This is a genomic window from Sediminitomix flava (assembly GCF_003149185.1).
GTDB classification, from domain to species: Bacteria; Bacteroidota; Bacteroidia; order Cytophagales; family Flammeovirgaceae; genus Sediminitomix; species Sediminitomix flava.
Map to the genome: position 1 here is coordinate 711,523 of NZ_QGDO01000001.1, position 17,233 is coordinate 728,755.

General features: G+C 35.6%; 9 protein-coding genes. 5 read left to right on the forward strand and 4 right to left on the reverse strand.

The genetic code is table 11. The features are described 5' to 3' along the window. Window positions 1-23 precede the first annotated feature (23 nt). Complete coding sequence (locus BC781_RS02690; protein WP_109615706.1) at window positions 24-1,478, forward strand: hypothetical protein; 1,455 nt, start codon at window positions 24-26, stop codon at window positions 1,476-1,478. Between the two features lie 80 nt (window positions 1,479-1,558). Continuing rightward, a complete protein-coding gene (locus BC781_RS02695) occupies window positions 1,559-2,134 on the forward strand; it encodes a hypothetical protein (protein ID WP_109615707.1) in 576 nt (191 codons plus the stop codon). A gap of 626 nt (window positions 2,135-2,760) precedes the next feature. Here BC781_RS02695 and BC781_RS02700 read toward each other — a convergent pair. Then, window positions 2,761-3,435 carry a hypothetical protein gene (locus BC781_RS02700; protein WP_146201609.1) on the reverse strand — a complete coding sequence of 225 codons (675 nt, stop codon included), beginning with the start codon at window positions 3,433-3,435 and terminating at the stop codon, window positions 2,761-2,763. Window positions 3,436-3,699: 264 nt separating this feature from the next. Further along, window positions 3,700-5,049, reverse strand: a complete 1,350-nt coding sequence (locus BC781_RS02705; RefSeq protein ID WP_109615709.1) for an NADase-type glycan-binding domain-containing protein — start codon at window positions 5,047-5,049, stop codon at window positions 3,700-3,702. Between the two features lie 426 nt (window positions 5,050-5,475). Here BC781_RS02705 and BC781_RS02710 point away from each other — a divergent pair, with 426 nt between their 5' ends. After that, complete coding sequence (locus BC781_RS02710) at window positions 5,476-9,186, forward strand: T9SS type A sorting domain-containing protein (RefSeq protein WP_109615710.1); 3,711 nt, start codon at window positions 5,476-5,478, stop codon at window positions 9,184-9,186. 345 nt (window positions 9,187-9,531) lie between these two features. Here BC781_RS02710 and BC781_RS02715 read toward each other — a convergent pair whose 3' ends face one another. Together BC781_RS02715 and BC781_RS02720 are read right to left on the reverse strand one after the other, a co-directional pair. Beyond that, window positions 9,532-11,088 (reverse strand): hypothetical protein, encoded by a 1,557-nt coding sequence (locus tag BC781_RS02715; protein WP_109615711.1) that lies wholly within the window; start codon window positions 11,086-11,088, stop codon window positions 9,532-9,534. A 280-nt stretch (window positions 11,089-11,368) separates the two neighbouring features. Continuing rightward, complete coding sequence (locus BC781_RS02720; protein ID WP_109615712.1) at window positions 11,369-12,247, reverse strand: hypothetical protein; 879 nt, start codon at window positions 12,245-12,247, stop codon at window positions 11,369-11,371. 244 nt (window positions 12,248-12,491) lie between these two features. Between BC781_RS02720 and BC781_RS02725 the strand changes: the two genes are divergently transcribed. Together BC781_RS02725 and BC781_RS02730 are read left to right on the forward strand one after the other, a co-directional pair. Continuing rightward, a complete protein-coding gene (locus tag BC781_RS02725; RefSeq protein WP_109615713.1) occupies window positions 12,492-15,644 on the forward strand; it encodes an Ig-like domain-containing protein in 3,153 nt (1,050 codons plus the stop codon). Between the two features lie 788 nt (window positions 15,645-16,432). Further along, entirely contained in the window at window positions 16,433-17,017 is a 585-nt protein-coding gene (locus tag BC781_RS02730; RefSeq protein WP_158281380.1) for a helix-turn-helix domain-containing protein, read from the forward strand. Window positions 17,018-17,233: the final 216 nt, after the last annotated feature.

The following is a 17,233-nucleotide window of genomic DNA, read 5'->3' on the forward strand; positions in this document are numbered from 1 at the left end:
ACTTTTAATTCTTTACTTTCAAAATGAATAATCTATCTAAATTCCTAGCAGTTGGTATGATTGCCGCTTCAACTTCATTGTTCACAGCATGTAGCGATGATGACAAAATTGACAACCCTGGCAACGGTGGAGGAGAAACTCCAGAATGGGTAACTGGCGACCAAACAACTGCAGCAAACGGAAATACTGTAACAGTATTAACGGGTTCTGTAGATGAAGATTTCACTTTGACAAAAGACACACAGTGGATCATCATCGATAAAGTTTTTGTTCAAAGAGGAGCAACTTTAACCATTGAGCCAGGAACTGTAATCTACGGTGACACTGAAACTAAAGGTGCTTTGATCGTAAACCGTGGTGCTCAAATCAATGCTGTAGGTACAGCTGATGAGCCTATCGTATTTACTTCTGAGCAAGAAACAGGTCTTAGAGACAGAGGAGACTGGGCTGGTGTTGTACTTTTAGGATATGCTAAAACGAACAACGTAGCAAACTCTGATGTAGAAGGACAAGGTGCATTGATTGAAGGTATTGTAGGTGTTGAAGGTTCTGACGATGGTCGTTATGGCGGGAACACACAAAATGACAACTCAGGTAAGATGGAATTTGTACGTATCGAGTTTGCAGGTGTGGCACTTTCTCCAGACAATGAGTTGAACTCTCTTACATTTGGAGGTGTAGGAAACCAAACTGAAGTAAACCACATCATTGTTTCTCATGCAGGTGACGATTCATACGAGTGGTTTGGTGGAGAGTCTAATCACCAATACCTAGTTTCTACGGGTTGTATTGATGATGATTTTGATACAGACGAAGGTTACAGAGGTATCTTACAATATGGTGTTTCTATCAAAGACCCTATGACAGCTGACGTTTCTGGTTCTAGAGCTTTTGAAGCTTCTTCTTCAAAAGATGCTGCAGCCGCAAATGGATACCACTCTCAGCCTGTATTCTTGAACTTTACAGCTGTAGGTCCTTATGCTTTCTCTGAGTCAATTCATCCTTATCACCAATCTGGTGTAAGAGCTGATAGAGCTACAGAGATTGAAATCTATAATTCTGTACTTGTAGGTTACCCTCACGGTATCCAAAGACAAGATAAGAGTGGTGAAATTGCGCCAAACGCTAAATTCATGAATAACTACTTGGCAGGTCACGATGAAACATTTGTTGATATTGCTGGTGGCGGCATCAATGATATTGTAGCAGATAACCACGAAAAAGCAACAATTGCTGATATCCTGAACTTGCCTACAACAAACTATGGAGACTATGTAGATGGTAATGTTGTTCCTCACTTAGCTTCTGAATTAAACGCTTCTTCAATCAATCCTGCTGATGTAATTGAAGGCGATGCTGACCAATCAGTAATTGAAGATGTAGATTTCGTAGGAGCAATCAATCCTCAAGGAATTCAAGCAGAATGGAACTGGACATCTAACTGGATGTTAATGGATGCTGTTAATCAACCTTACTAATTTTAAAAAAAGTTAAGATTGTGATATATAAGTCTGAGAGTTCTTCTCTCAGGCTTATTAAATACTTAATTAAGTTTAATATGAGAAATTTTGTACTGTTCAGCTCAATAATTCTATTTATATTTGCATGTGCATATGATCAAACGCCATCAACCAATGTTGATGATTATATCACGACAGTACAGCAAGATACCTTGCAATTCCAACTAGCGCTTTATATCGCTAAAAAGCCTAAGCGGAAAGATCCCAAGAAATTTTACGATGAAAATTTTCATTCCTATTACCAACAGAGAGGAAAGGATTACGAATTTCTTCACTATTGGATAGACAATGAACATGTTCATCACTTCTCTTTACTCAAAAAAGAGTATAAAAGTCTGCATAACAAGCATAGAGCTATAGCAGGTAGGTTTACTTTAAATGATCAGAATAGCATCGAAAATTTCGATTACTACTACTGGTCACCAGCTATACAGCCAGAAGATGCTCGAAAAGTAGCCAACGATGTTTTTGATGAGATTTTGAAAGAAAAATCGGTTAAAAAACTCTACGGGAGGAAAGATTTGATTGACTTCCCAAATAAAGATACATTTTATGATGCACCACAAAGAAAGTGGGTATATCAACCTGATACCTTAAAACAGCTGTTTCAATAGCATCAGAGGTAAAGGGAGCATCAAACATACTTATGTAATTTCTGAAAACAGGACAGAGATTGCTATTTTCTAGTGTTTTATACACATAGCAAAGTGTAAGTAAATTACTGAAATTAAGATTCTTACCATAGTTCTACGAACTAGACTAAGAATTGAGACAGAACTACTTACCAAACGCATTTACAATACACATTTACAAGCATATATTCAGTGGAGGTCCCAATTCTGTTGGGCCTTCCCTTTTTTTTGCTCTAAACCGAAGTACCAAATAACAAGGTGTACATTACTCTTATTTTGAAATGCCTGAGCCTATTCTGTATAAATCGCACATTCGTACTTATTTCATAGTAACTTATCCTCTCTAGAACTATAGAGTTTTACTAGAAAAACAAAGCTAAGCCTTCTTATTTCTCCCCCTAAACTTGGCATACTCATGATTATTGAAACGACGATTTATCGCATCTGAGTATTTCAATTTTAAGAGAATTTGAGACGCGATAAATCGTCGTCTCTACCTAGCTAACGAATATTTTAGAATTGAAAAAGTATTGGGAAACCTTTACTCAAAAAGATGTCCATAAAGGTTGGTTGTTTTCCTTACACTACAGTAAGTTTTCGGGGAGATTTTAAAGGTTATAAATTGGCTCTATTTCAGATAGTTTTTCCTTAAGCTTTAAATAATAAGATTGCCATTCTTGAACTCTAGGTACAGGCCTTGATAAAAATTGATCTACCATTTCTATTTTGTTAGTGAAATCTGGATCATTACATAATTTTGAAATAATTAGTCCTCTAAAATATGCATCAATTGTACCCGATAAGATTCCTTCACTCTTATCATGCCACCTCAGACCTTTACTTGTAAGAATATCCATTACTATCAAAACATTAGGCATATATGAAAACTTATCAACAAAAACACCACCACTATTTGCCAAATAATTAACAACTAAACCCGATACTCTTAAGGTTGAAGCTTCATCTTTATAAGATAGTCCATCCATTAAAGGTATTTTTATATCTCTAATAGTTGGTAAAAAATATTCAGAGTTTATATCTAAATACTTATCTGGATAACCATTTGGTTTATTCACCTCTCGTATTATCTCTTCTACCCTTTCCATTCCCATCGATATTCCAGAAAAAGCAATAGAAGAATAAGTTGAGTAAAACTCCAACTGAAATCCTACCACAATTCCGTTTTCACGCTTTATAAATCCTGAATTCTCTCCATCACGATATAACTTAAAACCTTGGTCTTTTATTCGCGAATATAGATCAGCTAAAAGTATCTTTTTCATATTATTGGTGTAAACAACAACTTCATAACTCATTTACATTTAACCAAAAAGTAAATTTCGTCCGCAAATATTTTGCGGATGCTCGAATGCGGCACTTTCAGTGCGGACGCAGTGCCAAAACTTAAACTAAATTCAGCTTGAGCAAGCTATCTAGAAAGATTAGCTACATTTACAAGACCTTACTTTTCCGTACAATCTCTTGCACTGCTATACCTATACTCTGCTACATTCTCCACGAAGCCTGCCCAAACTGGAGATTTACTTTTAGTTAGAATTCATAAAGCTTCCATAAAACTTCATCTCAGAAATACAGATATCATCATACTTTGTCCCCTTATAGACATCAGTAATTGTAAATCTTATCTTTTTAATTTTCCCACTTTCAGCAATACATTCTTCTAGAGTTGGATAAGATAAACACCACTCTCCATTATCAAGGATAATATCTAACATTGAATAATAATTACTTCTATATTTCATAGGTCTCAAAGACCTATCCGTTAGAGGTATTTCATTCTCTTTATAGAACTCCTCAACAATAACGGAATCACCTTGTTCAATCGTGACATCTATTTTATATGATTTTACTTTGTTATTTGTAATGTATGTCCCTTTACTTTTTGTGTAGCCATTCAAAAAAGTTACGGCTTCTATCAAAACTCCATCTATAAATTCAACCTCAATCCATTCTCCTATTCCTGCCCCCTTAACTCCTTCTACCCATGCCGTATTTTTATCATCATCAATGAGATTATGAGGTGAATAATTACCTACAAGCTGAGAAGAACACCTTATATTTTTGACAACAGAAGAAGGTAAACTCCTTTTTACCTCATCATAATTCAATAACGAACTCATATCTACAGCAATAAATAATGGTTCATATGCTTTGGGTTTAAAATCAGAAATTGTCTTTGTATAAACTCCATCTTGGATTTGAAAATTGTCAAAGCCTCTAATTACGATTTCCTCCTCTGAAATATCTATCCAGGTATCTATTGTTATATTTAGTTGATCTACTATCCCATCACCCCAAAACCCTGCGGGTTTAACATCATAAATAAAAGATCTATCGGAGTAATATGAAAAGTAAGTCATTCCTCCTCCATTATAATTCTCATAATTTGCAGTTATGGTATAATTCACCTTTAATACAGCTTCAGAATTTGCCTCAAATTCAAGTTCTGTCAAATACCAATTCCTACTCAATTCAGAACAGGTATAACTCTTACCTCCAAATGCTACTACATACTCAGACTGCACTCCTCTTTCAAGCTTATTGTCATAGCTAAGTTTTTCATCATTAAAAGTAAAAGAAAAACCTTCTACATAATCTTCCTCATTTTCATTTTGATAAGGAGATAAGTCGACTGGAAACCCATAGCTCACCAGATTAGATTGCCCATGATTTTTGAGATAATAGATAACTTCAACATCAAAATAGTTTAAATACACTTTAATATTTAAATTCTCTCTAGTTAACTCAATTTCAGATTGATTTAGCATTTTAATTCCTCCTTGTATTTGCGCGAAGATTCCATCAATAGGTCCTCCATTAGGGAAAGCAACAAGGCTTGAAAAAATAAATGACAGACAAAAAGTAAACTGTTTCATATCATGAAAAATAAATACTAAAAAGTAAAGCTCAAACTAGATTGGTCTTTACTTTTTAGTATTTCAAGTTACAAACTTGATAGTTGCTGCTAACCACAAGTTAGCTCTTCTCACTTCCCAGCTCGCAAACTTGCGGTAGCGAAATACATTGGTATATACATGAAATTTATTACATACTGTATCAAAATCAGTATCACTTACTGTTTTCAAATCGATAAGTTAATCTAGAACTGTTCACACTAACATCAAACTGAAAACAGAGAGAAAATAACCATTCCTTCATCTTTTCTAATGATGAAACAGCCTCATATACCTCGTTATTTTCAAACCTACCTTTTAAGAGATCAAGTGAACTTCAAAACCATTAAAATTTACCTAAATAATAACCAAACTTAAAACTAAACTATTGTCAAAACCTAATTAAAGATGAACTCAAGCAAACTAACACTGACTTTGCTGTTGCTAATGTTTTACTTATGCAATAGCCCAAAAATCTATGCCCAAGACAAAGTATTTGATGGAAGCATAACCTTTACAACACAAACTCAAGTAGATGAATTTGTAGCTGAAGGCTATAACATTGTATCTAATGAATTTGGGTCTGCAGGAGTCTCCTTTAATAGTGACCCAACAAGTACTGACCCAATCACAGACGTAAGTCAATTAAATATCAAACACATAGACGGTAGGTTGAGTATCTGTAATTTAGGAACTATCACAAAGCTCAATTCTCTTCGTGTGGGCAGTTATAGAAATCTATTCATATCTATAAAGGCGAGTTCGATACTAGAAGAAATGAGTGGAATAGAAGGTACAAATAGAGAAGGAGATTATGCTATTTTTAGTGTTTCAACTGCATTAAAGAAGGTCGAAATTCCGACACAAACGCTGTATGACGATATTTCAATTAGTGGATTAAATAGCGATGTCAAATTCACAATTGCCTCCAATGTACAGGTGAAGAAATTCCGCATGAATAATACAAAATCAAAAACGGATCTTGACGACTTTCATTTTGATGCACAAAAACTAGAATCTCTTCGTATCCAAAGTACCTTACTGACAGACCTCTCTTTTCTACAAGGGCAAGCATTGCCTGTTTTAGATCGAGTGGTTGTTTGGGTGAATTCATTACTCGAAAATATTGATGGTTTGAAATTGCCAAGCAGACACATGAGGCAAATACTTATTTCGAATAACCCAAGATTACAAGAGTGTTGTTCTTTGGCTAAATCAAGAGCAACGGCAAGTTCATTTTCGATCAGAGATAATGCAGGTGAGTGCTCCATTTTATCTCTAGCTGACTATAATCGTTTGGCAAATTCCTGTGATCCTACCCTTTTCAGTGGTAGTGCTGACTTTAGAAGTCAAACGGACGTAGATGAATTTGTAGCAGCAGGATACAAGAGAATATTAGGAAGTGTGAGTTTTAACAGTACATCTACGACTGATCCTATTACAGACCTTAGCCAAATTGATTGGGATGAAGTAAACGGAAATGTACTTATTACTAATCTTGGAGAAATAGAAGAACTCACTAGCTTAAAGTTAGGTTCTTATAATGCCATCATTTTTGTAAATTCTACGGTACCATCCAAATTAAAGACCGTTAGAGGTATTCAAGGAACCAATGTAAGTGGGCGTTTTAGTGTCTCCAAAGGCGGAATAAAAACCATAGAAATTCCCACACAATCAGAGCCTATAATATTGCAATTGGGTAGAGATCTTGAAAATATTGAAATTGACCCTAACACAAAAGTTAAAGAACTGAATGTGAGTCGACTTAACACTTCTCTGAGTATATTAAAAGATATAAATCTAGATTATGTAGAACGTCTGATATTATTCAATATACAAGACAAAGACCTTTCTGTCTTTAACCATAAACTAATTGAACCGCTTACTCGTATAACCATTAATTCTTGTCCCAATTTGGAGAGCCTTGAGGGCTTACCCAATTGGACAGATAAACTAACAACCTTACAGATACTATTCAACCCTAAACTTGAAATGTGTTGCCAACTCACAGATAGAGTCTTAGACAATCTTATCATTTCTACTCTATTCTCTAATGCTCCAAGCTGTAATAGAGGACCTCAAAGTCGTTTTGATTTCAGCCCCATTTCAGCCTATTGTTTAGAAAATAATTCGGGTATCAATTTAGTATCTACTTCTTTTAGTACTTCGGAAAAGGGAAGTGTCGCCTTCAATGTTTCCAAACTAACGAACCCCGTATTGGCTTGTATAGAAAAACTGAATTTTGAAACAGGCGAGTTTGAGGCTTTTGAAGATTTCAGTCTGACTGATGCTGAAATATACAATGGGAAAATACTAATTATCCCCAATGAAGAAGAGGATGAAGCGTTAAGTCTCGATGAGAAAAAAGTAGCTGTGGAAAATCTAGAAAAAGGTACTTACCGATTAAGTATCCTAAACTCAGTAGCAGAACAAAAATCTCTGACGGTAAACTTGATTGGAAACAAATTCAAAGTCTTGTCAGCAGTCAACGGAGGCCCATTCACAAAAAATTATAGCGATAATCACATTTTTTACCTCCCAAAAGTACCATCCTTATATGATATGAATCCGTCAAATCAAGTAACGACACTTTCATTGACAAATGACGATAAATTATATCTTCAACTCAACGGAGAAACAGGTATAATTACAGGAATTGTAAGCGCTACTGAAGGCCCCAATTTAGGGACAAAATGGAAAGTCCATATTGTTTTGGAAAAAGCGTTATTACTTGATGGACATCTTCCAAAGTTTGAGTTTAACAATCAAGCCACTCCAACGATAAAAGATCTTTTAACGAAGGCTTGGAGATATTATACCATCAAGCTAAATAACGAATCTTACCTTGAGCTTATTGATGATCAAGCTCCCAAAACTAAAATTGTCATCACTTCTGAAAAAGGAAAGTATTGCTTACAAATTGGAGATTATGCGAACAATAAAAATGCAAATCTGGGCTGTTCAGACTGGTTCGACTTTAAAATAGAAAGAGAAGGTTTTCCAACATCGTATTCTAGTACACATGGAGATATCAATGCTGATCTTGAATGTGTAGATGAAGATGAACTTATCAAGGTTTTGAATAGTGATAACAAGCAAATGGATGCTCGTTACCAACTAGAAGAGGGAGAATTTTCTTACTTAATGGAAAGCTCAGAAAGTACCGATAAGGAAAGTATGTCATTACTGACACAAGTTATTGCAGATGATCTACTTGAAAGCTCACATACAGAAGATCATATCGAACTTCAAAAGGAAATGGCTGTCTTTAATTATCAACTCACTGATGAAAAGCAATTAGATGCAAGCTTTAAAGGCCTATTCCAAATGGCAGGAAATCTTTGGCATATGAATATTAAGCTTGAAGCGATAAAACGTGGTAAAGAAAAGATTTATGTAGGTAACGGTACTATGAGCCTTTGGTATAATGATGATGTTGTTATTCAGCTAAATGAGGTCAGATTAAGTAAATCAAATGACAGAACATTGAATATGGAGTATCAATGGTTATACAAGCTAAATAAAGGGAAAGTTCTTCTAAACTTAAACTATCAATCTGATAATAGGCTGAAGGTTGAAGCAAATCAATGTTCCAAAATAGAAGGGAAATACTTCTGGAAACTCAACAACTATGACGCATTTAGTCCGATTCGATTTATACATAAAAATAGGGAAGTGATTATCCCTCCGCTAGATTTTAGACAAGTATATAGTGAACATGCGAAAGTAGAAGGTTGGATTGGAAATGCCATTGTTTCTTTCTCTAATGAAAAAGAGGATGCAAATATCTCTTGTGAAGATAACCTTCAATTAAGTGCTAAAGATATTGATCTAGATGATTCACTACCTCTCCCTAATTCTCCTCAGCTTCAAGCTATAAAAAAAGCATCCATTCAAGTATATCCAAATCCTAGTCAAGGAATGTTTACACTTGAGAATATGGAAAAAAAGAGTCTTGTAATCAAAGTAGTTTCCTTGGATGGTCAGGTAGTTTTTAGTAAAAGCATCCTTGCAAGTGAAAAGAAATCTATCAATTTACAACACTTGAAAAAGGGAATTTATATGCTCATTAGCACCTCAAAAGAAAGCTCTAGTACACAAAAACTGATCATCAAATAATAGCTTAAAAAAGCTCAAACTAGTATGATACTAGCTTGAGCTTTCTCTTCTTTATAATTTCAAGTTACTAAATTGCCCCCCATTCGTCCGCAAATATTTTGCGGATGTTTGAATGCGGCACATCCTGTGCCAACACTTTAACAAAAAACTAATCTAAGCTACTCTGCTTAATACTCAAAACCACTTTATCTAACTATCAAGATAAAGTGGTTTTGATTTTCTATTGCTTCTGATAGAACTTTCGTTTTCATGTTGGCATTACAAATGCCGCCCTCGTGCATCCTGATAAATATCAGAACGAGATTTATTTTTAATCATTTGAGGACGGACGGGGGGGATTTACTTTTATTTACTCAGCTCTTCAACTACAATTTTATGACGTACTTTTAATTCTGGATGCTCCGGTATTTTAACTAAACCTTTTTCAATGATATTCTTTGCTTTAGTATACTTCCTTTCTCTAAAATATGCAGCTCCAGCTTCGGCATAAATCAAACCATACTGGTTTTCATCATATCTGAGTTCTTCACCAAAATTTTCTATTAGTTCTTCCATATTTTTTAAATACGCTAAACCTTTTTCAATATCATTCGCAATTAGATGATTATATGCTTGTATAGTATAAGTATAAAAATAAAGCGATTGATAAAGACTATTTGTTTCTAAAAAAGAGTATTCAATGACATAATCATCCATCTTTTTTATCGTATTCAAATTACCTGAACGTCTAGATAAGTCTTGTATTAAAATTTGAGTAATTAATGACTGAGTATTAACATTTACAGGATTTAATTTGAATGCTACTGAAGCATACTCCAAAGTCTTTTTAAAATTAGATTTCTGACCATAATAATGAGCTAAATTATTATAGTATAATTCAGAAATATTTCTAACTAAAGTCGAGTCTAAAAGACTTTGTTCCAAATATGAAAAGGCAGAATCCATGAAAACTGTATTACTTTCCTGAAACAACCTGTTCTCTGTAATTACAGAAAATGTTTGAAGTATTTGATTATCATCTGCATTCGAAAGATTCGCATATTGTGCTAGGTATTGTATGTCTTCAAGATTGTCAAACTTAGATTTTAATAAAATATTCGCAAGTAGTATACCACTGAGGTATTCATTCTTATCTGATGGATATAAAAACTGTGCTTTATAAATTGAATTAAGTGCTTCTTTAAACTTTTGTTCAGATAAAAAAGTTATTGTCTCATTATAGTACTGCAAGCCTGCCAATTTTTTTAGATCAATTTCATCTTTACTAAAAAAGAATTCATTGTATACTTGACGAACCCCTTTTGAAGCTACTTCATCTTGAGTATAATATTTCAACTCTACAAGTGAGTTTACAGCATCATTAATCTCAGTGTCACTTGGTTTATAAAAACCATCTTGAGGAGCTGTTGATTCCAAAATTATACCTTTGGTTTTTGGATATGCTATAGCATAAACATGTGTTGGAGTTTCCTTTATTGCATATGGAATATTGTACTTATCCAAAATGAGACAATATAAAGCTGTAGCTGAAACACAGTTATACTCTTTTACATCAAAAATTTTACTAAAATTCGATACTTCTCTATATTTCAAAAAGAATTTTCTATGAGTAAGATTAAAGAGTAATTTCAATTTTTTTTCCTCAGATTTTGACTCAAATTTCTTTTTAGAAAGCTCCTCTATCAATAAATCAATTTCATGACTAGCTTTATCAAGCAATATATTTGAGTTGTCTTCAGATATAGCAAATAGAATTTCTAAAGAACTATGATTTTCTATATCTGTAAGAACACCTTTCTCAAAATCATTTTTAAATTCGATATGCTCTAGCTGTGCAGAAACGAAAAAAGGTCTGATCAGAAAAAATATTAAGACGATCCTAAAAAGTTTATTACTGTTCATTTTGAAACTGTTTTCAATTCTCTTTTAACAAATCACGATTGACTCGAAACTATTCAAAGTCTTTCTTCAAAACAAAAAAATAATCATATTATACTGAGTAATTGTATTTTGATAAGCTAAAGCTAACTGCCGTAAGTTTGCAGGCTGCAAAAAAAGAGTTGGCTTAACTTGTGGCAAATCCTTACAGAATAATAAGGCCCTAAAACAAAAAGCTCAAACTAGTAACTATACTAATTTGAGCTTTTTCTTTTATACTAAATTCTTAGGAAGCTAACTGAAACTATGCCACTACTACTTCCTCTACGTCCAGTTCTTCAACTTTTTGTGTATTCAGACTATGTTGTAGAATGATGAAAGGCAATAAAGCATGTGGTACTCGGTATATCACAGCAGGAAGCCATTGTAAAAATGTATTCTCTAAAAACTCCAAATGGAAATGCCCTGTCAATCTTGCCAATGACGTTAAACTTCCCCATACAACCATATAGATCAACATTGGTCTTTCAATTTTTGAAATAAAAATCCCTATGGCTACGATAAAATCTAGAATGCCTGCTACCAACAACATGTATTTTGCTTGGTCTTCACTGACTCCTAAAGTAGCAATGGTCATATCTAGAAACTTCCCTGGTAAAGGATAAAAGCCTACAGCATACAAACCATGGCAGATAAATGTAAGTGCGATAATTACTTTTGCGGCTAATACAGGAAATTCTTTCTCCCGATTTCTGATCATATACCAAAGTAAAAATGGTGCTGAAAACTGGGCTGAATATTCCAAAAACTGCGCAAGTTGCATAAACTTTTCTTTCGCATAAAGAAAGGCCAAAAAGATAAGTGCTACACTACTGATCAACTGCAAACCCATTCCTAGTTTTCTCAAGATGCCTTCTTTTTGAAGGCCAAAAATGGAAAGAGCTGCAAGTAAATAAAGTACACCAAAAAGAGTAATTGTAGCATTGATCCATTGATCGGTCACAGGGCTAGTCACATAGCTGAACCAATCAAATGCTAATGTATTTTCCACAAAATTTCTAAGCAAAGCCTCATCCCATAACAAAGTACGAAATGGAGCATCCCAAACAAGGTGTTGAAATGCTCGACCGATTAAAACACAAAAAGCACTAATAGAAAGATAAAATAGTAGTTGTTTTTTCATGGGGATACTTTTTATAAGTCAATGAAATAGTTCGAAAATATAGTTCTATTTATTTTCCTTAATGTCAACCATTTATGAATAAAAGATCACACTTCCTTAGGACATTATAAACAGATTAATACCCCAAGGTTAACAAGTCAACTATACTTATTATCTCATTGATTATCTATTCATTAGCCATTCATACGATTAAGTCAACTTGCGGCAACTTAACTTTTTTATTCATTCCTACTAAAACAGAATCATGAGGAATCTTTTACTCAAAGTATGTATCACAACGCTAATGCTAATGGGGCTAAGCCTTTCAGCAATTATGGCCAATACCGACAAGTATCGTTTGGTATTACGTGGCAATCCATCAACAACAATGACCATCGCTTGGAATCAAATTTCAGGCAGCAACCCTGTTGTCTATTACGGAACAACAGATTTTGGAACCAACTACAGTGCTTATCCAATGAGCAAAACGGTAGACCGTTCGGTTTCTTATGCAGGGATGAGTAATCAGTTTGCTCGTCTGACAGGACTTCAACCCAATACAGCTTACTATTTTGTCATCAGAGATAGCCAAGGCACTAGCCAACGCTTTTGGTTCAAGACTGCTCCTGCTACTTCGGCTGATCGTTTGTCATTTATCGCGGGTGGCGATTCTCGTAACAACAGAACTCCACGACAGAATGCAAATCGAATTGTATCTAAACTAAGACCTCATGCGGTTCTTTTTGGTGGAGATATGACTTCCTCTGGTACAAATTCAGAATGGCAAGACTGGTTTGACGACTGGCAATTGACCACAGGTTCTGACGGAAGAATGATTCCGATTGTGGCTACTCGTGGAAATCATGAAAGCTCAAACACGATGGTTTATAACCTATTTGATACGCCTTCATCTGATGTATATTATGCCATTACTTTTGGTGGTGATCTGATCAGAACTTATACCTTAAACACCGAAATGTCTATCAGCGGTAACCAAACTACTTGGCTCGCAAACGACTTAGCAGCCAATGCTAATGTCACTTGGAAAACGGCACAATACCATAAGCCTATGCGTCCGCATGTGAGTTCTAAGTCTGAAGGAAATACACAATACAGCTCTTGGGCAAATCTTTTCTACGATCACAAAGTTCAGTTGGTGGTAGAGTGTGATGCCCATACCGTAAAAACAACTTGGCCTCTTAGACCTACTACAGGAAGTGGAAGCGACGAAGGTTTTATCAGAGATGATGTAAATGGTACGGTCTACGCAGGTGAAGGATGTTGGGGTGCTCCACTGCGTTCTAACAACGATAACAAAGCTTGGACAAGAAATAGTGGAATGTTTAATCAAGTGAAATGGATTTTTGTAGATGAATCTAAAATCGAGTTGAGAACAGTAAGAGTAGACAATGCCACTAGCGTTGGTACGGTAAGTGACCACAACATTTTCACTGCTCCTTCCAACTTAGACATCTGGTCGCCTTCAAACGGTTCGGTCGTGAGCATTTTGAATACAAATGTCAGTGTGCCTGAAGTTAGCCTCACTGCTCCTACAAATGGTACTTACTACGAAAGCCCTCAGTCAATTACTTTAAGTGCTTCTGCCTCTGATGCAGACGGCAATATTACGGCTGTTGAATTCTTTGTCAATGGACAATCGGTTGGGACAGATACATCTGCGCCTTACAGCCTTAATTATAATCTGCCAGCAGATGGAAACTACAGTATTTATGCCATTGCGAAAGATAACGACGGATATGCTACAACATCTGAGAGTCGTCAGGTAAACGTAGGACTTGTACAAGAAAGCTTGAGCGTTCGTATTGCTTCTGGTAATGATGATGTGGAAGAAAGAACTGATGGCTCCATGTATATGAATAGTTCAGATATTGAGCTAGTTTACGACGGAGGAAATCAAACTGTTGGTCTTCGTTTTTTAAGCTTGGATATTCCTCAAGGAGCAACTATTGACAATGCATCTATTCAATTTACTACGGATGAAACAGGTGGGGCAAACGGTACACTCACTATTTATGCTCAAGATGCAAACGATGCTTCTGCCTTCTCTACTTCTAACAACAATGTTTCTTCTCGTACTAAAACTTCTGCTTCAGTAAACTGGTCTCCTTCTAGCTGGTCTAGTATAGGACAAGCAGGAAGTGCGCAAAGAACTCCAGAATTGAAAACATTGGTACAAGAAGTAGTCAACCGTTCGGGTTGGTCATCTGGAAATGATATGGTTTTTATCATTGAAGGTAACGGCGAAAGAACTGCTGAATCTTACGACGGCGTTTCGGGTAGTGCTGCATTGCTCAACATCACTTATACTGTAGGTGGCGGGAGTACTCCTACTCCAAATGAATATACATTGAGTATAAATACATCTAACGGTAGCGTATCCAAATCGCCAAACCAATCTACTTACACCGAAGGTTCAACTGTATCTTTAACTGCCACACCAAATAGCGGTTATGAATTTAGCTCATGGTCGGGGGCTGTAAGTGGTTCTCAAAACCCAATCAGCATTACCATGAATTCGAATAAAACGGTAAGTGCTAACTTCTCTGCCATCCAAACTGGTGGAACTCCTGTAACTATTTCTAAAAGCGTAGCAACAGGAAACGATGATGCTGAAGAGGCTGAAAGTGGAAATATGTATCTAAACAGCTCTGACTTGGAGTTAGTATACGATTCACATCAGTCGGCAGGAAACCAAAAAGTAGGTATTCGTTTTACAGGCTTGTCGATTCCACAAGGCGTAAGCATCAGCGATGCTTATATCCAATTTACAGTAGACGAGACGAAAAATGATAGTGGAAACCTACAAATCTATGCTCAAGACACAAATGATGCCGCAGGTTTCAGCAGTTCTTCAAACAACATTTCATCAAGAACAAAAACTTCTGCTTCTGTTTCTTGGACTCCTGCCACTTGGAGTAGTGTAGGCGCTGCAGGAACGGCACAACAAACACCTAACTTATCTTCATTGGTACAAGAAGTAGTCAATCGTTCGGGTTGGTCATCTGGAAATGACATGGTTTTTATCATTGAAGGTAACGGTAGAAGAACCGCCGAGTCATACAACGGCTCTAGCAGTAAAGCACCTAAATTGTACATCACATACCTTAGCAATGGAAATGCGCGTAAAGCAAATATTTCTCTTGAAGCTACTACTCAATTCCAAATCTTCCCGAACCCCATCCAAGAAATCGTAAACCTTGAATTCAATTCTGAAAAGGATGGACAACTTCAAGTTACGTTTACAGATATGGCTGGAAGAACTGTTTTGGTTGAATCCCTTGAGGTAAAAACGGGCTTAAACAAAATAGAGCTAGATGTCAATGGACTTCCTTCGGGAGTTTATGTAGCGAATATTGTTGGAGCAGGTATATCTGAATCTGTCAAGTTGACGAAGTAGTACCAAGCTAAGTTAATAAGCTCTGATAAAGGATAACTTAAGTACTAGGACAAATAATTTCAGATGAAAAAATACTGTTCTTAGAGTAACTCTAAGAACTTACAAACGAATGTGAGAGTCTTCAGACTCGACAATATTACTGATTTTGAGTCTAAAGACTCTTTCATTCATAGATTAATCCTTAGATCGCTTAGCTAACTCTAAGGATAGTTATACCTATTTTCCATTCATAGAAATTCATACACAGTGGAGATTGTATTCCTTACTCAAATGGTAGTCTTCATTTCTTTGCTTGATCAAAGAAACGAAGACTGCGTCCGCCCAGAAAATCAAGCCACATAAAAAACGGTCAGCGCACTAGCTACCGCTTCTCCGCTTTTGTGGCAAACAACCCACTAGACGCATAAGAGGGAGGCTAGTCCCATCGTGCGAAGCTTGGGATGATTTGTGGGGAGGATGATAGAATGGGACTTGACTTTTTTTGCTTCGTTTTTTGTGTCAAGACAAAAAATGAAGACTACAATTAAGTAAAAAACAATTGTAACCACTGTGAAAGATCAATCTGAATGGAAATCGAAATTACTCGAATTCATATACCCACCTACTTATCGACTTATTAAATCAAAGAACACCTACAGACCGAAGTTTGTAGGTGTTTTATTTTATAACATATCAAGCCTACATAAAATATCACTCTACTTTAAATAGAATATAATTTAACAATCATTGTTTCTAGCATTATTTTTGCGGATTGATCTTTTTACATTATCAAGCCTTTTTACCAATACTTGAGTCAAAATATACGCCATATCGACCGACAAATCCTTGCACAAGGGTTACAACTCAAACTTAGCATTACCGCTATTGCTGAAACTTTGAATGTAGCTCCTTCTACCCTATACCGAGAGTTAAAAAGAAATCGTAAGAAAGATGGCAGTTATGACCCTGACTATGCACATTCATTATATTTAGCACGAAAAAAACGAGTAGGTAGTCGCCCCAAAAGAAAAGCATATAGTCAGAAGAAAAAGCCTTATCAGTTATATGCGAAAAGGAAAGATATACGATGGTTTTCTGATACGAGTATAGGCCGAAAACCAAAGATAAAAATAGCTTTTGCATCCAAATTCAGTCATTTTCTCATTTTTAGAGCTGTTCCGAATGCCTACAAAACATTTGACTACCGAAAAGATGGTTTACTCTATCTTTTACTTTTCCGCCATGAAGGTTGGAAATTTAAAACGATGGTCGATGTCTTGTATACTCAAATTCTGGCTTTATCCCCTACGGCTCTTCTCCAAGGCATCAAAGAACAGTTTGTCAAAACCAAAAGACAAACTTACATGGGAGAAGTCCGTCCAAAGGTCGCTTAAGCACACAAATTGTATCGTTATACACTGTTTTAAGCTACTCTTTTCTGCTCCCAAATAGAATTTTCAATAGCAATACACTGATAGCATTCTCTTATTCTTCTTCTTTTCTGTAAAAAAACCGATCAACTGAAGTTCTAATTTCAGTTTTGCATTTGCTCACGCTTTCACTTCTCTTTTAGACTCGGAGAATTTATTGTAGTTAAAGTCTGAAGTAAA